21 protein-coding genes are annotated in these 25,373 nt (G+C 43.1%); 17 read left to right on the top strand and 4 right to left on the bottom strand.

Features of this window, described 5'->3' with window-relative positions:
* Positions 1–400 precede the first annotated feature (400 nt).
* The 17 genes from DXB92_RS11565 to metG all read left to right on the top strand — a co-directional run bounded on the left by DXB92_RS11565 (position 401) and on the right by metG (position 18,751).
* Positions 401–778 carry a hypothetical protein gene (locus tag DXB92_RS11565; RefSeq protein WP_117733973.1) on the top strand — a complete coding sequence of 126 codons (378 nt, stop codon included), beginning with the start codon at positions 401–403 and terminating at the stop codon, positions 776–778.
* Positions 760–1,305: a relaxase/mobilization nuclease domain-containing protein gene (locus tag DXB92_RS11570; protein ID WP_117733974.1), complete on the top strand. Its 546-nt coding sequence runs from the start codon at positions 760–762 to the stop codon at positions 1,303–1,305. Before DXB92_RS11565 ends, DXB92_RS11570 begins: the two co-directional genes overlap by 19 nt.
* Before the next feature lie 191 nt (positions 1,306–1,496).
* Positions 1,497–2,045: a Fic/DOC family protein gene (locus tag DXB92_RS11575; RefSeq protein ID WP_117733975.1), complete on the top strand. Its 549-nt coding sequence runs from the start codon at positions 1,497–1,499 to the stop codon at positions 2,043–2,045.
* A 229-nt stretch (positions 2,046–2,274) separates the two neighbouring features.
* On the top strand, positions 2,275–2,463 hold the full coding sequence (locus tag DXB92_RS11580) for a helix-turn-helix domain-containing protein (RefSeq protein WP_040646831.1): 189 nt from the start codon (positions 2,275–2,277) through the stop codon (positions 2,461–2,463).
* A 19-nt stretch (positions 2,464–2,482) separates the two neighbouring features.
* Positions 2,483–2,662, top strand: coding sequence for a helix-turn-helix domain-containing protein (locus DXB92_RS11585; protein WP_021681143.1), 180 nt, complete (start codon positions 2,483–2,485; stop codon positions 2,660–2,662).
* Positions 2,663–2,784: 122 nt separating this feature from the next.
* Positions 2,785–3,516, top strand: a complete 732-nt coding sequence (locus DXB92_RS11590; RefSeq protein WP_117733977.1) for a LytTR family DNA-binding domain-containing protein — start codon at positions 2,785–2,787, stop codon at positions 3,514–3,516.
* Positions 3,513–4,820 (top strand): sensor histidine kinase, encoded by a 1,308-nt coding sequence (locus tag DXB92_RS11595; protein ID WP_117733978.1) that lies wholly within the window; start codon positions 3,513–3,515, stop codon positions 4,818–4,820. Before DXB92_RS11590 ends, DXB92_RS11595 begins: the two co-directional genes overlap by 4 nt.
* Before the next feature lie 195 nt (positions 4,821–5,015).
* On the top strand, positions 5,016–6,944 hold the full coding sequence (locus DXB92_RS11600) for a hypothetical protein (protein ID WP_117733979.1): 1,929 nt from the start codon (positions 5,016–5,018) through the stop codon (positions 6,942–6,944).
* Between the two features lie 254 nt (positions 6,945–7,198).
* On the top strand, positions 7,199–7,933 hold the full coding sequence (locus tag DXB92_RS11605; RefSeq protein WP_117733980.1) for a LytTR family DNA-binding domain-containing protein: 735 nt from the start codon (positions 7,199–7,201) through the stop codon (positions 7,931–7,933).
* Positions 7,930–9,228, top strand: a complete 1,299-nt coding sequence (locus DXB92_RS11610) for a sensor histidine kinase (protein ID WP_117733981.1) — start codon at positions 7,930–7,932, stop codon at positions 9,226–9,228. Before DXB92_RS11605 ends, DXB92_RS11610 begins: the two co-directional genes overlap by 4 nt.
* A 97-nt stretch (positions 9,229–9,325) precedes the next feature.
* On the top strand, positions 9,326–9,928 hold the full coding sequence (locus tag DXB92_RS11615; RefSeq protein WP_187118448.1) for an accessory gene regulator B family protein: 603 nt from the start codon (positions 9,326–9,328) through the stop codon (positions 9,926–9,928).
* Positions 9,912–10,052 carry a cyclic lactone autoinducer peptide gene (locus DXB92_RS14300; protein ID WP_117733983.1) on the top strand — a complete coding sequence of 47 codons (141 nt, stop codon included), beginning with the start codon at positions 9,912–9,914 and terminating at the stop codon, positions 10,050–10,052. Before DXB92_RS11615 ends, DXB92_RS14300 begins: the two co-directional genes overlap by 17 nt.
* Before the next feature lie 83 nt (positions 10,053–10,135).
* A complete protein-coding gene (locus DXB92_RS11625) occupies positions 10,136–10,990 on the top strand; it encodes a hypothetical protein (protein WP_117733984.1) in 855 nt (284 codons plus the stop codon).
* A 21-nt stretch (positions 10,991–11,011) separates the two neighbouring features.
* Positions 11,012–12,931, top strand: a complete 1,920-nt coding sequence (locus tag DXB92_RS11630) for a hypothetical protein (RefSeq protein WP_117733985.1) — start codon at positions 11,012–11,014, stop codon at positions 12,929–12,931.
* Positions 12,932–13,047: 116 nt separating this feature from the next.
* On the top strand, positions 13,048–13,887 hold the full coding sequence (locus tag DXB92_RS11635) for a hypothetical protein (RefSeq protein WP_117733986.1): 840 nt from the start codon (positions 13,048–13,050) through the stop codon (positions 13,885–13,887).
* A gap of 354 nt (positions 13,888–14,241) precedes the next feature.
* Complete coding sequence (locus DXB92_RS13805; RefSeq protein ID WP_181977051.1) at positions 14,242–15,804, top strand: funZ protein; 1,563 nt, start codon at positions 14,242–14,244, stop codon at positions 15,802–15,804.
* A gap of 994 nt (positions 15,805–16,798) precedes the next feature.
* A complete protein-coding gene (gene metG / locus DXB92_RS11650) occupies positions 16,799–18,751 on the top strand; it encodes a methionine--tRNA ligase (RefSeq protein WP_117733987.1) in 1,953 nt (650 codons plus the stop codon).
* Positions 18,752–18,984: 233 nt separating this feature from the next.
* On the opposite strand, the gene DXB92_RS11655 is transcribed toward metG, so the two are convergent.
* From DXB92_RS11655 to DXB92_RS11670, 4 genes are all read right to left on the bottom strand, one after another.
* Positions 18,985–19,479: a hypothetical protein gene (locus tag DXB92_RS11655; RefSeq protein WP_051343560.1), complete on the bottom strand. Its 495-nt coding sequence runs from the start codon at positions 19,477–19,479 to the stop codon at positions 18,985–18,987.
* Positions 19,480–19,502: 23 nt separating this feature from the next.
* Positions 19,503–21,347 (bottom strand): cellulase family glycosylhydrolase, encoded by a 1,845-nt coding sequence (locus DXB92_RS11660; RefSeq protein WP_117733988.1) that lies wholly within the window; start codon positions 21,345–21,347, stop codon positions 19,503–19,505.
* A 335-nt stretch (positions 21,348–21,682) separates the two neighbouring features.
* Entirely contained in the window at positions 21,683–24,301 is a 2,619-nt protein-coding gene (locus DXB92_RS11665; protein ID WP_117733989.1) for a TetM/TetW/TetO/TetS family tetracycline resistance ribosomal protection protein, read from the bottom strand.
* Between the two features lie 160 nt (positions 24,302–24,461).
* Complete coding sequence (locus DXB92_RS11670) at positions 24,462–25,250, bottom strand: sugar transferase (protein WP_117733990.1); 789 nt, start codon at positions 25,248–25,250, stop codon at positions 24,462–24,464.
* Between the last annotated feature and the right edge of the window lie 123 nt (positions 25,251–25,373).

A 25,373-nucleotide genomic window follows, 5' to 3' on the forward strand; every position in this document is an offset into this window, starting at 1 on the left:
GTTTTTCTATGCGGTCGACATGATCGTATCATCAGTACCTGGCACAGATTCACCATAATAATATATAATTCACGAAAGAAAGTATTACTTTTTTACAAAAGAGCGAACATAAAAGTAAAGCTGAATCAAAATAAATCAGCTGTTATGCAGTCATATCGATACAAATGTAGCCAAATCAGATGCAGGGAGACAGAGGTATTACCATTACCTCTGTCTTGCAGAATTTGTAAAATAGTAATCATTATCAATCAATAGTATTCAGTCTAGTGATCAATCATAGTAGATATATAGTAGTATACATATATATTGTTATGATATATAACATAATAGAGTATACAGTATATCAGTATATGTCACTATTACATGATTGTATTATATATAACCAGAAGGAGGAATTATTATGAGAAGTGAAAGAGAGAAGAAGTCCATTACGAAGAGCATTAAGCTCTCCCCGTCACAAGTACAACAAATTGAAGAGAAAGCGAAAGAGAAGAACCTAACATTTAGCAGTTACATGGTAGACTGTGCCGTACATGGGAATAATAGCATTACACCACAAATGGTAGTTCGGATGCAGGAACTTGTGAATATGGTGCTGGAAATTGCGGGCAGTATTGACAGCACGGAATATATTCGAAAAGAGGAACTGCGGCAGAAAGCACATGATCTGGATGGTTTATTTACTTCTGTATCGCCGCAAGAAAAGTATGCAAACCTAGAGAAAAAGATGGGCTTATTTGTAGAGGGAGGATTAGACTTATGGGAATCTTTAAAGTAATCAGAAACACGAGTGATGAACTGCACTACTTATATAACGTTCTGAATTATACGATGGGCATACATACGGACTATGATAAACGCTATAGCCCGAACGTCGATATATACAATGCTTACGAGCAGTTTTTATTGGTAAAGAAATATTTCGGTAAGACAAGCGGTAATCCGGCATTTCATTTTATTGTCGTGTATGATGCAAGATCGACTTGGGGTGATAATTATGAGCGGGCGGAATCTATGAGCCGGAGCATTGCCTCTTATTTTTCGGACAAGTATCAGATCGTTTACGCAATACACCGAAAACTCTGCTCAAAGAGATATGGCGGTTGTTCGTCGGTATATCACGCTCATTTTGTTATGAATTCGGTTAGCTATATGGACGGGACAATGTTTTCAGGGAACAGATCAGAGTTGTATGCTTTTCTGGACTATATCAAACGAGTCACAGGGGATAGATCCTGGATAACACAATATGGCTCTGAGAAAGGAAATGGGTGTCAAGGCGTTTCTGATGTTAGGGCAGTGTGATTGAGCCTGTTTGGGTTTTGGCTGCATTGTGGCGAAATGGCTTGTTCTCAGTGCGGGTGTGGAGTGGGTTGTGGGAAGTCTAATTTTTGTTGTAGTATTCCAGTTTTCTGAAAATGCTGTTGTGCAAATGAGAGAAATGTGGTATAATAAATCTATACAAAAGCTTGCACGTTAGGAGTGAGATACAAGATATGACGACGAAGGAAATCGATGAAAAGAGCTTAGAAAATGCCAAAAGATTGTTTTCAAGCGGTGAGATCGATAGAATAGAAGTTGGTACAGTAAAAGGTTTGCAGGCAATCCACAAGGCACTTTTTGACGGGTTGTACGACTTTGCCGGAAAAATCAGAACTTTAAATATTGCAAAGGGCAATTTCCGCTTTGCAAACAGCTTGTACTTAGATGCAGTTCTTTCGGCAGTAGAGAAGATGCCTGAAAACACATTTGAGGAAATCATCGCAAAGTATGTGGAAATGAATGTGGCACACCCTTTTATGGAGGGCAATGGCAGAAGCACGAGAATCTGGCTGGACATGATCCTCAAAAAACGTCTGGGGAAAGTAACGGACTGGGCAAAAATTGATAAGGTACAGTATTTGCAGGCAATGGAAAGAAGTACGATAAACGACCTGGAACTGCGGTTTCTGATACAACCGAATCTGACGGATAAGGTCAATGACAGAGAAGTGATTTTCAAGGGAATCGAACAGTCGTATTATTATGAAGGATATGAAAAATAGAGTAGCCAAATGACTGGATTGCATCGGATTATTTTGATTTTCAATTCCGAGCAATTCAGTCATTTTTCTTTTCGTGGAAAACTGGGATAACTTGTGGAAATCCGATATAACTTGAAACTACACATAGTATCCTATGAAAAAGACTGTGTATCCAAGCAAGCCGTATAAAAAAGCACCAAATGCTCCAAAAAAATACGAACATATTAGTAAAGAGCAGGAGGTGAGAATTATGGTAGCTCTACAGTACACAGAAACAAAATACTTGTTGAAAGTTAGCGAGGCGGCAAATATGCTGGGATTGAGTGTGCATACAGTTTACAGACTGATCGAACAGGGTGAATTGCAGTGTAAGAGATTAAGCGTCAGAAAAACGCTGATCCCTGCATCAGAAATTGAGCGATATGTCAACGAGCATTGACGGAAATAGGAGGTCGCATATGCTTACAACAAAGGAAATTCTCACACGGGAAGAAGTTATGGAGATTCTGAAGATTGGCAGAAGTACGTTTTATAAGCTTTTGCAAACAGGACAGTTAAAAGGTTTCAAAGAGGGTAACCGGTATAAGGTGCCAGTTGAGTCGGTGGAAAAGTATGTAGAGATGAGAATGAGAACATGAAAAAACGGTATGTCCTTTGTGGGCATACCGTCTTTTTGTTTAGCAAAATAAATTCTTGCTTTTTGAAAATTTTTGTGGTATGATGGAAATGAAGCGAAAAAGAAGTAAGAGGAGTATATTGTATGATTCGAATCGCCATCGTGGATGACCAGACAGAAGCGATTTCAGGAATTCTTTCTGTATTTCAACAATGGGAAAAGGAAAATCATGTATATTTTGAAATAGATACCTACACAGATGCAGATTTATTCTGTGATGCAATATTTGATAAGAAATATCAAGCTCTCTTTTTGGATCTGGATATGCCTAAAAAAAGCGGCTTTGACATTTCTCAGTCCCTGCGTGAACTTGGAAATAATACGCCGATTGTCTACATCACAAATCGAGATGACTTGATGCAAAAAGCATTTCAATATAAGGTACTTGGTTTTGTTCGTAAAGATAAGATACAAGAAGAACTTCCGTTTGCAATTTCCTGTGTGGTTCAAGAAATACAAAAAAAGAATAGTCACGTCATGATATTCGCAGCACATCGTCAAAAAAAAGAATATTATAATTTACCAGTTTCTGATATTTTGTATATTGAAAGCGAAAATCACCAAACAAAAATCTATACTGTCAGCACAAAGGATGCAATCATTACAAGAGATTCCCTTCGTTCCTATATGGAAAAAGAAGAATTTCAAGGCTTTATTCCAATTAGCGTAAGCTGTATTGTAAATATTGAGCATATTTTTTCAATTGAAAAAGATACTCTGGTATTGGACAATAAAAAGGTTTTGTTTATCAGTCGAAGAAAAGTCAAATCAGTCAAGGAAATGTTTCAACAAAAAACAAGGAGGAATATCATATGATCTACACCGTTTCAGAATGGTTAGCCACTATTTCAGAGAGTTTGATTATTTTCTTCTTTCTAGTCAAGATCTTGTCCTATAAAACCATGGCACGATCTAAAAAGATAATTGGAACAGTAGTTTTTTGTTGCTTGCAATGCACCTCTTCTTTAATATTGGATCAATTTTTTGTGTTTGAAGGACTTTATGTCATTATCACAATTTTTATTTATCTTCTTTTCTGTTGGATAATGTTAGAAAAGCCTATATGGCTTCAGACAATTGTTGTACTCCTCATATTTGCCTGTTTGTTTACAATTAACATTTCAACAATGTTAGTCACAAGTTTGCTCATACATAGTACTTCAGCAGATGTGCTACTTCTTCGAAATCCAGTTCGTATTTTACTTTTATTTATTACAAAAGCTTTATTGGTTTTTACATTAATCATACTTACCAATATTTTTGAAAAGAAAAAAGTGATATTTCATGTTTCTCAGTGTATTGTTATGGCTATTGTTCTTTTGACTACTTTTTTTGCTGGTGTTGTTCTAGAAGAAATTGTAATTGACACAGATGTAGCAAGCTGGGAAGTTTCTGCAATTGTAATATGTATGATTGCAATCAACATTTTGTTGTTTTTTGTGCTTTATCTTACTTCCTCCAGAAATCGTGTAGAAAACAATCAGGCACTATTGAAATTACAAATTGCAAACGAACAGCAAAAACTTCAGGATTCCATTCGTTGGAATACAGAAGTAAATACACTGCGTCATGATTTGAAAAATCACTTGCTTTGCATTTCGGAATATATTCGTTTACAACAGACAGATACAGCTATGGAATATATTGAGAAATTAACCGGTCAGGTGAAAAAAGAACTGCCGTATCATATGATGACGAATTCTGTTGCAGTCAATGCTATTTTAGATTTGAAAAAACTTGTGTGTGACGAAAATCAAATTGACATAAAATATTTTGTGCTGGAAGAATTGCCGAAAATAGATGAAACTGATTTGTGTGTAATATTAGCTAATTTACTGGATAATGCAATGGAGGCTGCATCCAAAGAAGAAAAGCGGCAGATTCGTCTTTCCATGGAAATCATCGGCAACTATTTTCGGGTTGTTGTTCAGAATCAAATTGCAGAGTCAGTATTAAAAAACAACAAGGAACTAGGAACCACTAAGAAAAATCGAAAAATCCATGGATTTGGGTTGCAAAGTGTAGAAGATGCTGTTGAAAGAAACGATGGGATGAGCAATTTCTCTGAGGAAAATGGTTGGTTTGTTGCAGATGTTATGTTAAAAATCCACGAATCGTAAAACAAAATAGAATGGTTTTTGATCCGCCTTATCGAAAAAATAAGGCGGATTTTTTTGCTTTTTGACCGATTACGTCGTAAAACATACCGATTACGTCATAAGTATTGATTTCCGTCGCCCAATTTTGCTATACTAAAGTAAAACAAAAACCGAGCAGTTCACACCCACTATTCAAAATAACAGGAGGAAATATTTATGAAAAAACAAATCGCAACACTCTTAGCCCTGTCCACTGCCGCAGCGTGCATACTGACCTATCAGCCGACAGCAGTCGGAGCAGAAGAATACTCTGTTCTGGACAATACGGATAAGCTGGTACAGGAGGCACTGGAAGACAACACGGACGAGCTGGGAGATGCACTTTATGATTCGGTGACAGAGGGAGAAGTTCCGCTTTACGAAGCGGATGCATCATCGACACAAAGCGAACTAGAAAAAGCTGCGATCGAGAAGGGAATGTACAAAGATACTTTTTCGTTTACAAATCATTGGTGTACCTTACAAAAAGACGATTTTACAGAAAGAGTATTTAATCCACTGAAAGCCAATATGACAGATTCGGAGATAAGTTCGGGATATGTAAGTGATGCCTACAATACAGCCTATAAAGGCGGTCTTTGTTATGGTATGTCTGCCATTTCGGTATTGATTCATAACGGCGAACTGACTCCGGGCGATTTACAAGAGGGTGCAGAAACATTATATGATGTGACACTAACTGACGATGTGGATGCGTTGATCTCTTATTACAACTCCATACAAGTATACAAGGCAGTGGAACACGCAATTATTGTAGCACCTTCGATGCTTTCCAAGGAAGAGCATACCGATATGTTTTTGGATTGTGCAGCACGCTGCAAGGAAAAAGGCACTTACTTTATGGCTGGTATTTCCACCGAAAAAGGCGGTACACACGCAGTGGTTGGCATGGACGAACTGTCCGGTAACTGGACATTCGACGGCATCAGTTATGATACCTGCATTGTCATCTACGATAGTAATTGTGTAAAGCAAGGTACAGAAACATCGGCTTTTAAGGATGATGCCTGCATCTATATCAATTCGGAGACCAAACAGTTTTGCATCCCAGCATATGAGGCCTCTTCGGAGAATGGTGATGTCTTGCTGTATGCGACAGATGATGATTCTCTTTTGACTTACAAAGCGCCGATCCGTGGTACTACAGAAACCAATACTGATATTTCAGAAACTGTGAAATTAGAATTTTACAATGGCGGAAAAGATCAGATGGATCTAAGTTCTACCACAAAGGACGGACAGACGTACGATTTTTGGAAATTAGGCAAAGTCAATTACGGAGATTTTATTTTCTTTGGAAAAGGCTCTTCTTTCCACCTGGAAAAGAATGAGCGTGCAGATGAATTTGCCTTTGGCATTAACGGCGAAGGATATCGCTTGAGGATAGAACAGACTGGATACCCAAATCCAAATAACTCTAAACTACATGACGTTGGTACAAAGTGCAAAATGGATTTCTCCGGCGACAGCGTGACCTATACCAACACAGACACAAAAAAAATCACAGTATCATACATGATGATTTACGATGAAGGAAATTATAATTTCACACCAGTTGCCAATAATTCCATTAGTATTGATGTCTCACCAAATCAAACGGTAACTGTTTCAAAGCAGGATACCGGATTGGCAATCGCTGGCAGCGGAGAAGTATATGTACAAACACATCCAAATGTCGCTCAGAAAGATATTGATGCGTTTGACGGCGATTATGAAGAATTTCTTGACTGGTTTGGCAGTTATTTTATCAACTTTGTTCGCTCAAAAGACGTTCTTCTGCAATTCAATACTGAAAAGGAATGCAGCGAACTGGTATACGACTTTGACGGTGACGGTGTGTTTGACGATGCTCCCATACTCGGCGATACAGACGGAAATGGAAAACCATATGAGGTCAGTGACATCTACTGGACCATGCTGCATATTGCTCGTAAGGCGGTTATAGATCACAGTTCAAGAAGATACTATCAAGGCTATGTTCCCAATATTGAAGCTGACACAGACAACAACGGTAAAATTGATACAAACGACTTGTTCGACATTGTGTACGAGTGTGCTCTGCGTGGAGCAGGGTTGAAAAAATAGAGATAGTTCTGTTCTTGAAAATGAAAAAATGACTTTTGTTCGGATAATATTCCAATAGGCATATGTTGCTTTGCATCACGTTTTGCAGGCAAATATCAAATTTCTGATGATAGGCTCTTCCCTACTTATACAAGAAAACGGTATGTCCTCTGAGGCATACCGTTTCTTTGTTTAGCAAAATAAATTCTTGCTTTTTGAAAATTTTTGTGGTATGATGGAAATGAAGCGAAAAAGAAGTAAGAGGAGTATATTGTATGATTCGAATAGCAATCGTGGATGACGAAAGAGCATTTCTTGAAAGTTACACACATATAGTAGAAAAGCTTTTTGCAAAAAACCGAATTGAATTTGTTGTACAGTGCTTTTACAAAAGCGAAGAGTTTTATCATTTATTGAAAAGGAACTATTTTGATATCGTTTTTTTAGACATCGATATGCCGGAAATAAATGGAATTAACTTAGCGGCAGATATAAGAAAACTGAAATTGGAAACTACAATTATTTTTGTGTCCAGTCACAGTAATCTTGTATTCCAATCAATACATTATGCACCATTTCGCTTTATTCAAAAGGATTGCCTTGAAGATGATACTTCAGAAGCAATCCACGCATATTGTCAGCAAATCAAAGAGAAAAAAAATACAATACAGTTGAAAATTGAGAACGGTGAAACATACTGCTTTAATCTGATGCAAATTCAGTATTTTTATTCTGTACGACATGACCTATTCCTGGTATATTCAAACAAGAAAATAGCAAAACGTTTGTTCCCACGAGCATACACTATGGATACTCTCGGAAAAATGCTACACGAAAAAGGGTTTATACGAATACATAAAAGTTATATTGTCAATTTCAAATACATACATCAAATTCAATCAGATAAAGTGCTACTGTTTGATAATTCCACGTTGCCGATCAGCAGATCAAATGTTGCAAATGTAAAAAGACAATATAAAGTTATTATGAGAGAGGATGATGCAATATGATTTGGAATGCTGTAGAGCTTGCTGCTGTTTTAGTAGAATGTCTTATTACCAGTAGACTGATCATTCTTTTTTTGGGATACCGTTCTGAATATTGTAAAATTTGGAAAAGCGTCTCGCTATTTATCACATTGTCTTTCTTTGATTGGCTTTTTACAAATTGCCTGCACAATGACTTGTTGTTTATTATTGCATTATTTTGTAGCTGTGTGTTATTTTCCGTTCTTTTCTTAAATGGACGGCTTTTTGAAAAAATATTTCTGCCGATTGTATGCTATTTGTTGTTTTGCTTTATCAATTTGCCTGTATTGCATAGTGTTTCTTATATCACCAACGTTTCTGTAGGTGAATTAGTAGTAGCACAAAATGCTAGTCGTGTAATCAGTCTGTTGTTAACAAAACTAATCTATTTTGGGATTTCGGAATTGGTTTTGATTTATCGCCGAAAAAACAAGTTTAATTTTTCTAAAAGTGAGTGGATTGTTCTGCTTTCTGCATTTTTAATTGCACTGCTGATTGGAACATTCATGTATTTTATTTCAGTTGCTGTTCCGGAGCAGCAGTATATGTGCTTGATCGTGGTAATTTTGATTACAATCCTAGATTGCATCATCGTTTTCTTTATGCAAAAACTAAATTTAGCAAACAAAAAGCAATTGGAACAAAATATGTTAAAATTGCAGTTATTCAATCAACAGCAGGAACTGCAACAAATGAATAACAGCTATCAAAAAATCTCCATTTTACGTCATGATTTGAAAAATGAAATGCTGTGTATCCGAGAATTACTTACAGCAAAAAGATATGACAAAGCGCTTGCATATACAGATCAAATCGTGCAGCAAAAAATAAACAGTGTTCAAGAACCAGTAGAATGTTCCAGCAGCATTATCAATGCCGTAATTAACACAAAATTTGGAGAAGCACAGGAAAAAGGGATAAAGACCATTTGCCAGATACATATTCCGATTCCAGAAGAATTGGAATTAGACTTTAGCATCATATTATTTAATTTACTCGACAATGCGATTGCATATGAAGAGCAAGGCATAGAAAATGCACAGATCAGTGTGTCAATTACAAAGACAGCAGGCTATTTGAGAATTCTTGTAAAAAATAAAATCAAAGAGTCGGTACTGTGTGGAAATTCAAAATTAACAACATCAAAAAAAGATAAGATTCATCATGGATGGGGGTTAAAGTCTGTACGAGATATCTTGAGAGACAGAAATGGAGAAATTGATTTTTACGAAAAAAGAAATGAATTTTCAGTAAATATAATAATACCAGAAATATAATATACGCATTTGGGGGATGAAAAATGCGGTTTGGGGGATTTGGTATTGATTCTGGAAGAAAAATGCGGTATTCTTTATTCAAGGAATGGTGACTGAAATGCTATCATTATTGAGTAAACGGATATCGCTTTTTTTATGTGGAAATCATGTAATAGAGAAAGAAGAAATCGAAATCTATCAGTATGGATTTGAAATCATTCTATCTTCATTGATTGGATTTATACTTTCTATAGCAGTTGGATGCTGTCTAGGAATGTTCTTCTACGCATTGCTGTATTATGGAATATTTGTAATTCTTCGCTTGTTTACAGGTGGCTTTCATGCCAATACTTATTTATCATGCAATTTGGTGTTTTTACTTGTTTCATTAAGTACACTTGGTATATCAAAAATAATGATGTATACAAATATCTATTCTATAGTGGCACATATAATTATCATTTTCATTTCTGCAGCTGTCGTTATAAAATTTGCACCAATAGAAAATGAAAATAAGCCTTTAAATTTTGAAAAAAGAATTCGCAATCAAAAAATAAGCAGATTTCTCATTATTATACTATCTATTTTTGCTTGCATTATGTTTTTCTTCATGAGAAACATTGCAATAACTATCGCATTAACATTGCTTTCAGTATCAATGTTAATGGTAGTATCATTAATAAAACCGAAGGAGATGAAAAAAAGTGAACAAGATCAGTAAAATAGTTTGCACAAAGATTGCAAAGGCAGGAAGAATGGCTGCAGTAAAGGCAGCAGGTACAACTTCTGCAATTGGTTGTCACCAGCCGAAAGAACCGAAGGCTCTGCAGAATCTGAAGAAGTAATCTGGTTGTAAGATTACAAAGAAATCCAAACGCAGCGGCACACGTAAGTGTGCTGTTGTAATCTAAAAAAGGAGTTTTTTATCATGAAACAGACAAAGAAGATTATTGCTGCTCTGGCAGCAGCCACAATGGTAGCCTCTTGTGCAGGCGTTGTTGCAAGCGCAGCTGAGGCAGTAAACGCAGTCAACGTATCCTACAGCACTGTAGCAGAAGCATTCACCGCCGCTGACGGCACAGTTGTTCCGGCTGGTGCAACCGCAGTGACACTGTCCATCGAGAACAACACCGGCTTTTCAGCATCTGACATTACACTGAGTGCAACTGCAGATCTGCTGGATACAGACGGTTTGGTTACCGCAACAAACGGCAGTGCTTATGGTAATGCTACTGTATCAGCTGCACAGAACGGCAGCAAGGTTGTTATCACCAGTGCATCTCTGGACGATTCCAAGAACGACGGCACTCTGGTAACCTTCTATACTACCAGTGACGCAGAAGTAACCGTAGAAGACGCTACATTCAAGTCTGCAAAGCAGATGGAAGATGCAAGTGCAATTGCTGTATGCTCTGAACATTATCGCAGAGGCGATATGAATAATGATGACATCATCAATTCAACAGATTTATTTTATCAGATGCAGGCATATAAGATTGCAAAAGATGATGTTTCTTTGTATGAAATGGAGAAATATGGTCTTGTTTACGAAGGATTGCTCACTGATGTTGCAAACGAGCATAAAGCAAAGTATGGACTGGTAGCAGATGCTTGTGCTATGGCTGGTGACGGCAATAATGATACTGTAATTGCATACGACGAAGAACAGCTTGAAATTTCAGATGTAGATAATCTGTCTTACTATATTGCACGCCGTGGTGCAGGGTACAAAACAGATCTGAATAGATATGACTTTTGTTTCGGCAAATACGAATCTCTTTAATCGTAAAAAGGCGGTGATGTTATGAAAAAACAAATCGCAACATTATTGGCATTGTCCACCGCTGCAACGTGCATACTTACCTATCAGCCGACAGCAGTCGGAGCAGAAGAATACTCTGTTCTGGACAATACGGATAAGCTGGTACAGGAGGCACTGGAAGACAACACGGACGAGTTTGGAGAGACGCTTTACGATTCGGTGACAGAGGGAGATGTGCCACTTTACGAGGCAGATGCGTCATCGACGCAAAGCGAATTGGAAAAGGCTGCGATCGAGAAGGGAATGTACAAAGATACTTTTTCATTTGCAAATCACCTGTGTACTTTATCACGGGAAGATTTTGCAGAAAGAGTATCTGATCCCGTAAGTGCTAATATGACAGATCCGGAATTAGATTTAGGTTATAGCACAGATATCTCTTATATAGCTTATCAGAGTGGACTTTGCTTTGGCATGGCTGCCATTTCGGTGTTGGTTCACAATGGTGAACTGACACCGGGAGATTTACAAGAGGGTGCAGAAACGTTATACGATGTGACACTGACCGATGATGTGGATGCGTTGATTGCTTACTACAACTCTCTGCAGCTATATTCAGAGGTGGAACTCGCAATCATTGTAGAATCTGCAATGCTGTCCAAAGAAGAGCATACCGATATGTTTCTGGATTGTGCAGCACGCTGCAAGGAAAAAGGCACTTACTTTATGGCAGGTATTTCCACCAAAAAAGGCGGCACACACGCTGTGGTTGGCATGGATGAAATATCCGGCAACTGGACATTCGATGGCATCAGTTATGATACCTGCATTGTCACCTACGACAGCAACTGTGTGAAACCAGATACAGAAACATCGGCTTTTAAGGATGATGCCTGCATCTATATTAATTCGGAGACCAAACAGTTCTGTATCCCAGCATACGAAGCCTCTTCGGAAAATGGTGATGTCTTACTGTATGCCTCAGATGATGATTCCCTGTTGACTTATAAGGCACCGATCCGTGGTACTACAAAAACCAACACTGATGTTTCAGAAACCGTGAAATTAGAATTTTACAATGGCGGAAAAGACCAGATGCAGTTGAGTTCTACTACAAAAGACGGACAGACGTATGACTTTTGGAAATTAGGCAAAGTCAATTACGGAGATTTTATTTTCTTTGGAAAAGGCTCCTCTTTCCATCTGGAAAAGAATGAGCGTGCGTCGGGATTTGCCTTTAGTATTCTTGGTGAAGGATACCGTCTCAGAATAGAACAATTTGATCGGAAGGATCCTGAACTAAAAGGCGTTGGTTCGAAGTGCAAAATCGATTTCTCTAAAGATGGTATAACTTATACCAATACAGATACACAAAAAATTGCACTGTCATATATTTTCACATACGATGAAGGCAATTACAATTTTACACCAGTATCCAGAAGTACCATTGCTATTGAAGTCGCACCAAATCAAACAGTGACTGTTTCAAAACAGGATACTGGATTTGCAATCACCGGCGGTGGAGAAGTATATGTACAGACAATGCCACTGATTGCACATAAAGATATTGATGCGTTTGACGGCAGCTATGAAGAATTTCTCGACTGGCTTGGCAGTTATTTTATCAACTTTGTTCGATCGAAAGATGTTCTGCTGCAATTCAATACTGAAAAGGAATGCAGTGAACTGGTATACGACTTTGACGGCGACGGTGTGTTTGACGATGCTCCTATGCTCGGCGATGCAGACGGAGATGGAAAGCCGTATGAGCCAAGTGACATTTACTGGACCATGAGACATATCGCCGCTAAGGCAATTGCATCTCACGGTACAAGAAGATATTATAGGGGCCATGTTCCCAATATTGAAGCTGACACAGACAACAACGGTAAAATTGATACAAACGACTTGTTCGACATTGTGTACGAGTGTGCTCTGCGTGGAGCAGGACTGAAAAAATAGAGATAGTTCTGTTCTTGAAAATGAAAAAATGACTTTTGCTTTGCTGATTTATCAGGAGAGCAAAAGAAAGGAGACAACTTAAAAATCATTACATATCCGAAAGGGAGGTACTACTTATGAAGTCTGTAAAAAAAATTATTGCTGCTTTATCTGCAGCCACAATGGTATCTGCTTGCGCAGGCGTTGTTGCAAGCGCAGCTGAGGCAGTAAACGCAGTCAATGTTTCCTACAGCACCGTAGCAGAAACATTCACCGCCGCTGACGGCACAGTTGTTCCGGCTGGTGCAACCGCAGTGACACTGTCCATCGAGAACAACACCGGCTTTTCAGCATCTGACATTACACTGAGTGCAACTGCAGATCTGCTGGATACAGACGGTTTGGTTACCGCAACAAACGGCAGTGCTTATGGTAATGCTACTGTATCAGCTGCACAGAACGGCAGCAAGGTTGTTATCACCAGTGCATCTCTGGACGATTCCAAGAACGACGGCACTCTGGTAACCTTCTATACTACCAGTGACGCAGAAGTAACCGTAGAAGATGCCTCGTTCGAATCTGTAAAGAACAATGAGATCAGCTGCTATACCAGTCAGCAGTATGATTTTTATGTAATTGGCGATTTGAACAGCGATGAACAGGTCAACTCCAAGGATGCTGCGATCATGCTGTCTGCGTACAATATCGCAGAGGCTGACGGCAGCCTGCTGACAACAGCAAACGGAAAAGCTCTGATGGTTTCTATTGCAAAGATGAATCCGGCAAAATATAAACTGGACTCCGCAAAAAAAGTAGAGGCAGCAGATGGAAACAAGGACGGCAGAATCATGAACTGCGATGATGTAAATTATTCTGATGTAAAGCAGCTCCTGAACTATGCCGCAGCTACTGGTGCAGGTTTGACTTACGATGTGGCAGGCTGGCATTATGGTGAGTATGTGGGATACGTGAAGTAAGCTCATATTTTACAAATTTATGCCGTGTTAGACAGACGAATTATTATGACAGAAGGACAAGTTCGTTTTTTAATTCGAGGTTGTCCTTTTGTGGTATTTTGAGGTTTATGGAAAATAAGGATGTTGACCACTTTTACAAACGATGAAGAGAAATACTTCCAGATTAATACTTACGGGAGTATGAACAGAGAACCGAAAGATGAGATCAATCGGTCAATTCAGATAGATAAGAAAATAGTTAAAAAATAATAAGAATTCTGATTAATATGTTTGATGTGCTGTGATAAGTGCAAAGAACAATTTAATATTTTGTTGCTATTGCGCAGATAAATATCATAATAACAGGAGGTAAAAATGAAAACTATTAAGGAGCTTAAACTTGGTTTTTCTGATGCACAGAATTACTCTCAGCGTAAAAATAAAAAATTTTTTAATGATATTTTTGTAAAAAACACTTTTTTGGATAGTTTACTTGATGATAATATTTATTTTCTTATAGGAGAAAAAGGCACTGGAAAAACCGCATACGCAACCTATCTCAGCAATAATAGTTATAAAAACACAAGAGGATTAACTACATTTATCAATGCAACAGACTATGAAAAATTCTATACTTTAAAACAACAAAAAGGACTCTGTCTTTCGGACTACAGTTCTATTTGGAAAGTAATAATATTACTGCTTCTTTCACAGTTCATATTAGAAAATGAAAAATCAATTTATCCATTAAACAAGTCAAAATTAAAAGCCATACAGAAAGCAATCAATGAATACTATTCAAAAGCTTTTTCTCCAGAAGTATCACAAATAATGAATATTGTTGATGAAAGTGAAATTTTTGCGAAATTACTATGCAAATATTCCGAGGCAAGCGGAAAGCAATCTCAAACCATCGAATTTAGCGAAACAAAAATACAGCATAATCTCTACTATATTGAAAAGATGTTTTCTAATGCTCTCTCTTCGATAAAATTAAAAGATGATATAGTGCTATTTATAGATGGAATTGATATTAGACCTGAAAAAATTAAATATGAAGAATATATAGAATGTATAAAAGGCCTTGCTGATGCCGTTTGGTTTTTAAATACATCTACTTTTGCTAACATAAAAGGTAGTGATGGTTTATTTAGAGTAGTATTATTATTACGTCCCGATATATATTATTCGTTATCTTTGCAAAATGCTGCTGCGAAGCTTAAAGACAACGCAGTATATTTAGACTGGACAACAACATATGAAAATTCAGAAAACTCAATACTATATGATGTTGCAAATAAAATATTATCAAACGATCAGGAGTTTGATCCAAACATAGAAGATTATTTTAAAGTTTATTTCCCTTGGAAAAAAGATGACAGAACAGCTTTTATGGAGTTCTTAAAAATATCGTTATCAAGGCCAAGAGACATTCTTATGATTATGCAAATAATTCAAGAAAATATGAATCGAAATAATTCAAGCAGTATGTGCTCTTTTAAAAAAGAAGTATATGAAAGCAATAATTTCCAAAACTCCTATTCTGAATACTTTTTAAGTTCACTAAAAGATCAGCTTTCATTTTATTATTCCAATAATGAATTTGATTTGCTAGTCGAGTTTTTTAAGAAATTTGATGAATCCACTTTTTCTTATCAAGATTTTTGTACAAAATTTGATGAGTTTGGGGAGTATATACTTAACAATGAAAATGATATACCTGAATTTATGACTAATCAAAATAAGCTTTTACAGATACTTTATGATTCAAATATTATAGGAGCAATCGAAAATGCCGAGTCTAATGCGGTGTTCTACCACTTTTCATATAGAGAAAGAGAAATTTATAATATATATCCTAAGGTTCCCATTGGAGAAAATTTCATTTATTGTTTTCATTATGGAATGTATAAAAAAGTGAAACTTGGAAGGTATTAATCTATAGACTTTTATATTCCACTTACGCCAATATTTCTTAGAGCAAAAATCTAGAACGTTTACTGACCGAATCTAGATAGATGAGTATCTGTTCATGATTAGGGCTGTTTGAATTCTCCTTTACTTCAAGGAAAACTACTTCTTCACAAAGTTTCCAGACATTGATTTTTTTCATAGCATTTTGCCTATATATTTTCTGTCTGTAATTATTCTATCTGTTCTTTTACATAATCATACTTTTGCTTTTGCTCAAACATAAGCCATACACTCAAGCACCAATTCTCTCGCCATATAATAGAAAGAGTTTTCAAGATCTTTCTGTTTTTCTATATTATCGAGGAGAACATTAGTCTGATATTCTTGATTAAACTTCTTTTAAAGCGTGTCATGATTGAAGTAAAATACGATTGTCTTGCCAAAAAATAATTTTATAGATACCCTCCATAGTTACCATACAAACAACGCAACAACTAACACACAACTAACAAAGTGCAAAAAGCCCCCTAAAATCCAATGTTTTTGTTTCTCAAAGAGATAAGGAAACATCGATTTTTTGTCGATATTGCGTTATTTCTTTTGTTTCAGAAATCCATTTGGACAACTTCTGGACAACTAAAAAGTATTTTAAAATCGCTCTGTGTTTTGCAGAGCGATTTTTTTATGTTGCTGTAATTTCTGTTCTTTATTCAGTTAGCTTTTTCTCAATAGAATCTGCCAACACTTTTCGTGTACTGCTAAGCACATCAGCATAAATATCAGCTGTGACATTGATGTCGCAATGTCCTAAATGGTCACTGATAATTTTGAGATCTACGCCCATATTCAAAAGTATCGTAGCATTACACTTTCCATTATTTTAACATGTTTTCTCCAAAAAAGCAAGTTCCGCACCCCATCCCCTACAAAATTTTCAAAAAACATAGACAACACCGGAAAACTGTGCTATAATAAGAGGTAGAGCCTTCGGGCACATAAATGTTAAGGAGGACCTTGTATGTCAAAAAAGCCGTATTATATCACGACACCGATTTACTATCCGTCGGGAAATCCCCATATCGGGCACTGCTATACAACAGTTGCCTGCGATTCTATCGCACGGTACAGACGAATGCAGGGCTATGATGTGATCTTCCTCACCGGAACTGATGAACACGGTCTGAAAATCGAACAGAAAGCGGCGGCAAAGGGTATCACGCCGAAAGAATATGTAGATGAGATCGTCAAGACCTTCAAGGCACTGTGGGAAAAGATGCACGTCAGCTATGACCGCTATATCCGCACCACCGATGACTACCACATAGAAACCGTACAGAAGATCTTCAAGCGTCTATACGATCTGGGATACATCTATAAGGGTGAATATAAGGGCAAGTACTGCACCCCCTGTGAAAGCTTCTGGACCGAGTCCCAGCTGGACGAAAACGGCTGCTGTCCGGAGTGTCACCGCGAAGTCGTCGAGGCAAAGGAAGAAGCCTACTTCATGAAAATGGCTCCCTTTGCAGAGCGTATCGAAAAGCTGCTGCTGGAAACCGACTATCTCCAGCCCAAGACCCGTGCAGTGGAACTGGTCAACAACTTCATCAAGCCGGGGCTGGAAGACCTCTGCGTTTCCCGCACCTCTTTCACATGGGGCATTCCGGTCACTTTCGATCCGAAGCACGTGGTCTATGTCTGGGTAGACGCTCTGTCCAACTATATCAGTGCACTGGGCTATGAAAACAACGCCTACCACGATTTCGACAAGTACTGGCCGGCAGATGTGCACATGGTTGCCAAAGACATCATGCGGTTCCATGCCATTGTCTGGCCGGCAATGCTGATGGCTCTGGATCTGCCGCTGCCGAAGCATCTGGCAGTTCACGGCTGGATCACTTTCAACGGACAGAAAATGTCCAAGTCGCTGGGCAACGTGGTAGACCCGTTCCTGCTGGCTGACCGCTACGGAGCAGATGCGATCCGCTACCATATCCTGCGGGAAATGGCTCTGGGTGCAGACAGTTCGTTCTCCAACGAGATCATGATCAACCGCATCAACTCCGATCTGGCAAACGGTCTGGGCAATCTGGTTTCCCGTACCGTGGCAATGGTGGACAAGTACTTCGGCGGCACCCTGCCGACCGAACGCCAGTCCGGCGAATTTGACGAGGAACTCATCGCCGCAGCCACCGGTCTGACTGCAAAGCTGGAAGGTCTGCTGGATCAGACGCAGCTGAACCACATGCTGGCAGAGATTTTCCAGGTGGTTTCCCGTGCCAACAAGTACATCGACGAAACCGCACCGTGGATTCTGGCAAGAGAGGAAGCAAACCGCACCCGTCTGGCAACGGTGCTGTACAACCTGCTGGAAACCATTCGTATCATCACCGTTCCGCTGAGTGCATTCATGCCGGAAACCATGCCGAAGATCTGGGAGCAGATCGGGGCATCGGAAGCCGACGTGGCATACAGCACCGCTGCGGTATTCGGCACACTGCCGGCAAATGTGACCGTACACAAGGGTGACATCATCTTCCCGCGTATCGACGTGGAAAAGGAGATCGACGAACTGAACCAGCTGATTCTGGCAGCACAGCCCAAGGAAGAACCGCAGGAGCCGGAATTCACACCCCAGCCGCTGGCAGAGGAGATCGACATCGACACCTTTGGCAAGACCGATCTGCGTGTGGCAAAGGTGCTGGAATGCGAAAAGGTAAAGAAGTCCAAGAAGCTGCTGAAGCTGCAGCTGGACGACGGCATGGGCGGCAGACAGGTGGTTTCGGGCATTGCACCGTGGTACAAGCCGGAAGACCTGATCGGCAAGAAGATCGTTCTGGTGGCAAATCTGAAGCCGGCAAAGCTGTGCGGCGTGGAAAGCTGCGGCATGATCTGTGCGGCAGATATGCCCAACGGTGATGTCAAGGTGATCTTCCCTGACGAAAGCCTGCCGGTAGGCTCGAAGATCCGCTAAAACAAAGGAAACACTGCACGCAATCTGCTTGCAGTGTTTCCTTTGACAATACCGCACAAAGAGCGTCTGGCGACTTTGCACGCCAGACGCTCTTTGTGCGGTATTGCCTTTTTATTATAGCATGATTTCGCATGGTTGGCAAGCCGTGCATTCTCACAAAAAAAGACGTGCAGTTCCGCAAAACCACACGCCTTTTTCAGGAAACACCGTACAAAACCGGTTTCTGCGTTCCCTTAATCTCTGCTTTTCAGCAGTCCTCTCGCCACCAAACCGCAACCGGCTGCGATCATGCCGAACATGACCACATACTGCCACAGCGAAGCCGACACCGGACGAAACCGCACCGAAGTCAGCAGCGTTACCAGAATTGCCAGCAGTCCGATTGCCGTCACCACCCAGCCGATCCACTTTCTATCCAAGAAGAACAGCAGACCGATGCCGATCAGCAGCGGCACCAGCATCAGACCAGTTGCCAGCGAAGTGTTCATGCCGAAGCCGCCCCACAGGCTGCCCCACGAGAAGGACACCACAAAGGAGTTCAGCACCCAGAAGATGCCTGCTCCCAGCAGTACCAGCCCGATGAGAAACGAAGCCAGCGGGTGGGATTCTTTCGCCGCCGCAGAGCTGCTTTCCCGATGCTTTTTCGCCGTCTTTCCGCCGGTTTCCTGCTCCTGCCGCACAGCTTCTTCCAAGGCTTTCAGCTGCTTTTCTGTATCTTTTTCTTTCATATCAGTTCCTTTCGTAAATCCTGTTATTCCGTATGTTTTTTCAGTTTTTCTACCAGCACCTGATATAGTGTATCATTTCTCCCTGCGGGACTGGGCAGACCGCCGCCCTCATACAGCCCGAAAGAACCATCGTGATAGGCGTGGTAGTTGAAGCTGACATCGCCGTCACGGAAAATTTCCAGCATGTCCCCGATCCAGCGGTCACCGCCGCGGTCGTTCTCAAAGCAGTGCGAACCGGCACCAAACTCGCCGCAGTATACCGGCACATTGTACTTTTCCGAAAATGCCGTGTTCAGTGCCACGCTCTTTTCCAGATAGTCCCGATTCAGCACTTCCACAGAATCCACATTCCACACGTCCACGCGGGGACGGACAATGGCATCGGCATTCTTGGTGTTCACCTGAAAATAACCGCATGCCTCATAGCTGTGTCCTGCCGTGGGACGGAAATATCTTGTACTGGTGTTGGCATCGTCGGTAGTGCCGGAGAGCATCAGACTGCCCTTTGCCAGATGTCCCTCGGAAGAAGCGTAGTACTGTCCGCCGGAGTCGTTGCTGGACCAGAAGCTCAGCAGGGACGTGCTGTCAAAGTCGTTGGCGTATATGGTCTGGACAAAGCTGCCGTCCTCGTCGTATTCGTTCAGCCGCAGTTCATCTGCCCGGGCGTAGCCGTAGTCCCCGATGTTCTGTGCCTGAAATACCAGACTGATTAGCTGTGTGCCGTTTGATTTCGGCGTGATCCTGCCGCTTTTCAGATACTGCCACTCGGTGCTCTCCGTGTCCGCCCGATCGCCGGCAAAGGTGGAAGTGCCCCACTGGGCATTGCCGCTGGACACCAGATAGCTTTCGTCCGGATAGGTCACATCATTGCCCAGTGTCCCCGCCCAGTCGAAGCCCTGATGCGTAAAAGCATGCGGATCATAGTCGTGGAACTCGTACACCGTGTTGTCATCGTCCAGATGCACATAGTTGTTTTCGTCATTGAAATTGATCCACTGTTCCTGTGTGCCTGCCAGATTCTGTGCCGCACACATGCGTTCCACAAAGATCATATGGTTCTGGTCTACAGTACGGATCCCGTCCGTCAGCATCTGTGCCACGGACTGCCACAGGGTAAGGCTCTCCTCGCCACTGGCAGCAGCTACCACCGGTTCATTCACCAGCCCATAGCCCAGAATCACCGGCTCGTCTGCATACCGCTTGGCAATTTCCGTCCAGAGGGCACAGAGCCGCTTCTGATTTTCCGGTTCTGTCCAGAGTGCCGTGCCGTTCCCCTGCGACTGATAACCGCCCTGCGGATAGTGCATGTTCAGCACCAGCCGGATTCCTGCCGCCTTTGCCCATGCAATGTTGGTGTCCAGCCAGCGGAAGCCTTCTTCCCGATAGGTATAGGGCTTGCTGTCAGATTCAAACATGGCGTAGTTCAGATAGAACCGCACGGAGTCAAAGCCCATGTCCGCCAGTTCCTGATAGCTTGCCGCATCGTGATCCTGGGCAGGGGCTGTGGTGGGATTCGACCACACATCATTGCCGATTGCCATGCCTTTGATGAGGTACTGCTTGCCGTTTTCATCGACCAGCAGTTTGCCGTCTGTGCGGATAAAGCCGGCATAGCCGTCCTGTATTTCTCCCCCGTCGAATTGCTGCTGCCGCAGCAGTGCCAAGTCCATGCCGTCCACAACGCCGTCCCCGTTGCAGTCCGTTCCGCCGGCATTTTCTTTTCCCAGCAGGAACGCCTGTAGATTTTCCAGGGTGCCGGAATCGGTTTCCAATGCCAGACCGGAAAAGGCTCCTGTGCCCACGGCGACCGCCGCGGTCAGCAGGGCAGCAGCGACACGCCGCAGCTGGTGCTGTATCTGCATTTGCATTTGTCATGCCTCCATATTCATTCTATATCTCAGCGTGCCGAAACACGCTCCGGAATATCCTTATTTTATCATATTTCTGCTGCACAAACAATTGACAGAACTGCCGATTTTTCCGCGGGGATTTCGGGTATTCTGCTACGGCAACACCACACAAAGCTTGTGCGTAAGGTGCGGTGTCAGATTTTTCGGCAGATTGCCTAGAAATTCCGCAGGCATACTGCCGTATGGCAAGGGATTTCTAGGCAATATGACGGAAAATCTGCACGCAGATTGCGTGCAAAGCCGTCAGGCGGGCTTTGTGCGGTGTTGCCCTACCACGGCAACGCTGCCCCAACTTATGACGAATGCTTCTCCGTAATAGTCTTTTTCCCCTGCTTCATCTGTGCCGCATATTCCCGAATGGCTGCCTCGGTCTGCAAGACCTCCTGCCGGAATTCCGCCGCAGTGATGCGGAGAGCACCATTCCCCAGAATAATCAGCTGCTCCATGCCGTCCGAAGTTGCCACCCGCACCTTGTGCTTCTTCGACAAGTCCAGCGTTGCCTTTTCAATGTAGGAGTCGGCAGTTTCCGCCTCTTTGGTATACACCACCGTGATGTTGTGATACTGCTCTGTTTCGCCGTGATAGCCCTTGACCTTATACGCATCAAATACCAGAATCAGCTTGCACTTCCGATAGCCGCAGTAGTTGCTCAACATGTGCATCAGCTGTCCTCTGGCACTGTCCAGATTGTTTTGGGCAATCGTTTTCAACTCGTCCCACGCAAAAATGATGTTGTAGCCGTCTACCAGCAAGTACTCCTCCCCATCATACGCCGGATCCGGCTTGCCGTGATATGCTGCCGCAGTGTCCTCCTCTTTGGGGGTGCAGAGTGCCTGTCGGGGATTGCGGTCGATTTTTCCGTAAGTCCGTTCAAAGATCGCCATGAGTTCCTTGTCCTCTGCCAGACTGCCCCCATAGGCTGCCCTCGACACCCGCACCGGTGCCGCCGGTTCGTCGGGTTCTTCCAGCTGGTGCAGGCAGCTGGGCAGGTGCATGTGCTGTTCCACCTCGTTCCACTTGACGGCAAAGCCGGCTCCGTGGGCACAGAAAATGGAATCCGCAGAGTTTTCCAGATCGCTGTCGCAGTCATACCCCACTGCGGCAATGACTTCTTCCGGATTCTGACAGGGAGCATAACCCTTGGGGGAACAGACCAGTCTGCCCACGCCGTGGGTATAACCGGTCACCTCTGAAGCATAGCCCCGCAGCTTCGCCACCGGAGCACTGCCCTGCAAAACCGAACGGTCGCCCTCGGTTTCCGGCGGCTGGAACTCCGCCCCCATCTGCTGTAGATCGGTCATGGCACGTCCCACGTTTTCCGTAGGCAGTTCCAGCAAAAACTCGTACCACGGTTCCAGCAGAATGCTTTTCGCCTTTCGCAGTCCGTTCCGCACCGCCCGATAGGTCGCCTGCCGGAAGTCGCCGCCCTCGGTGTGCTTGACATGGGCTTTTCCGGCACACAGGGTGATCCGCATATCTGTTATGGGTGAACCGGTCAGTACGCCCAGATGCGTTTTCTCCTCCAAATGCGTCAGCACCAGCCGCTGCCAGTTTCGTTCCAGATCGTCCTCCCGACAGTTCACCCCGAACTGCAAACCGCTGCCCTGCGGCAGTGGCTCCAGCAGCAGGTGCACTTCGGCATAGTGGCACAGCGGTTCGTAATGCCCCACGCCCTCTACCGGCTCGGCAATGGTTTCCTTATAGGTGATCTGTCCGGCATCGAACTGCACCTGCATGCCGAACCGGTCGGCGATCAGCCGCTGCAATACTTCCAGCTGTACCTCTCCCATCAGCTGCATCTGAATCTGTCCGGCGTGGTCATTCCACACCACGTGAAGGGCAGGATCTTCCTCCTCCAGCTGTGCCAGCTGTTTCAAGGCATCGGTAGGGTGCACCCCTTCCGGCAGCTGTACGCCGTAGCGGAGCACCGGTTCCAGCACCGGAGCCATACCGTCGCCGGCACTGCCCAGCCCCTGCCCGATAAACGTCCGGCTCAGACCCGTCACCGCACAGACCGTGCCCGCAGGGACCGCCTCTTTCGCCTCGAACTTCGCACCGGCGTAGACACGGATCTGGCTGACTTTTTCCTGCATGTCCCTGCCGTTGGAAGCAGTATAGGCGATGCTGTCCCGCACCCGCAGCCGTCCGCCGGTGATCTTCAGGTAACTCAACCGGTTCCCCTTTTCGTCAGCGGCAATTTTAAACACCCTCGCCCCGAACTGTGCCGGACAGGGCTGTTCCAGCGTATACCGGTGCAGTCCCTCCAGAAATGCGTCCACGCCCTCCAGCTTCAACGCTGCCCCGAAGTAACAGGGGATCAGCTTCCGGCGGGCAATGCCTTTTGCCAGCAGTTCCGGCGGGATCTTCCCCTGCTCCAGATAAGTATCCATGAACGGCTCCTCCAGCAGAGCCACCTGTTCATAAAAGGCATCGGTGCCGTCTGCGGAAAAGTCCACACAGCGGTCACTCAACCGGCTTTGCAGCTGTTCCAGCACTGCCGCCTTGTCTGCCCCTGCCAAGTCCATTTTGTTGACAAAGAGGAACACCGGCACCTGATAGCGTTCCAGCAGTTTCCACAGGGTTTCCGTGTGGGACTGCACGCCGTCTGTGCCGCTGATGACCAGAATGGCATAGTCCAGTACCTGCATAGTGCGTTCAGTTTCTGCTGAAAAGTCCACGTGTCCGGGAGTATCCAGCAGCGTATATTCCGCATTTTCATAGGCAATGCATGCCTGATGTGCAAAAATCGTAATGCCCCGATCCCGTTCCATCGGGTGGGTGTCCAGAAAAGCTGTCTGGTGATCCACCCGCCCCAGCTTCCGGATCTCGCCGGTACGGTACAGCAGAGCTTCGGAAAGCGTCGTCTTTCCGGAATCCACATGGGCAGTAATGCCCACTACCAATCGTTTCATAATCGCCGCGGCACAGGCACACGGCTTTTCACCTCGCTTGTTGTGATGCTGTTTCTATTATAACATAAAGCGGGCAGCATTGACAAGGCAGATTCCGAAAAAGATTCCGGACAGCACAAAAGCCGCCATGCATCTGCACAGCGGCTCTTTCTTCCTATGGTTATCTTGCACCCTTTTTCATAATTACCACGCCAATGGTCTTAAACACCAGCTTCAGATCCAGTCCGGCACTGCGTGTCTGAATGTATTCGAGGTCGGATTCCACCCACTTTTCGAATCCCATATCGCTTCTGCCCTCTACCTGACAAATACAGGACAGACCGCCTTTTACCTGTAACCGCTGCATCTGGTGGGGCGTATACAGCACCACTTCCCGCGGAAGCGGCGGACGCGGCCCGATAATGGACATGTGCCCGCAGAAAACGTCCCACAGCTGGGGCAGTTCGTCAATGGACGTTCTCCGGATAAAATGCCCGATCCGTGTGATTCGCGGGTCGTTCTCGCTCTTGAACGCCAGACCGTCGGTTTCGTTTTCTTTCTGCACCTCTGCGAACTTCTGTTCCGCATCGACACACATGGAACGGAACTTGTGCATGTAGAACACCTTTCCGTCCTTGGTCAGCCGTGCCTGTGAAAAGATCGGCGACCCCTTGTCGTCCAGATAGATCACCAGTGCCACGATGCCCATGGGGATCGCCAGAACGATCAGTGCCAGTGCAGACCCCACGATGTCAAACAGCCGCTTCAGAAACCGATATGCCAGACCGCCGCGGGGCTTGATCTCACTGTACCGCAGCGTTTCTGCAACGCCGGCGGACAACAGCCCCAGTGCACGATCATCAAAATCCAGAATCGGATATTCCGTAATTCCCTCGGGGTGCTCTTTCAGGGCGGACAGTGTCACCTCTGTAAACTGTTCCTCCGTCAGATTGATTTTCGTACTTCCCATTTTCCAAATACTCGCTTTCAAAACAAAATATACCTGTCTTTTATTATAACTGAAAAATGATGTTTTGTCAATGAAATGCTCCCCTTTTGTTAGACAATATGGTATAATAGAAATATACCAATT

The sequence above is a fragment of the Ruminococcus sp. OM06-36AC genome (assembly GCF_003438725.1).
Classification (GTDB): domain Bacteria; phylum Bacillota; class Clostridia; order Oscillospirales; family Ruminococcaceae; genus Ruminococcus_C; species Ruminococcus_C callidus.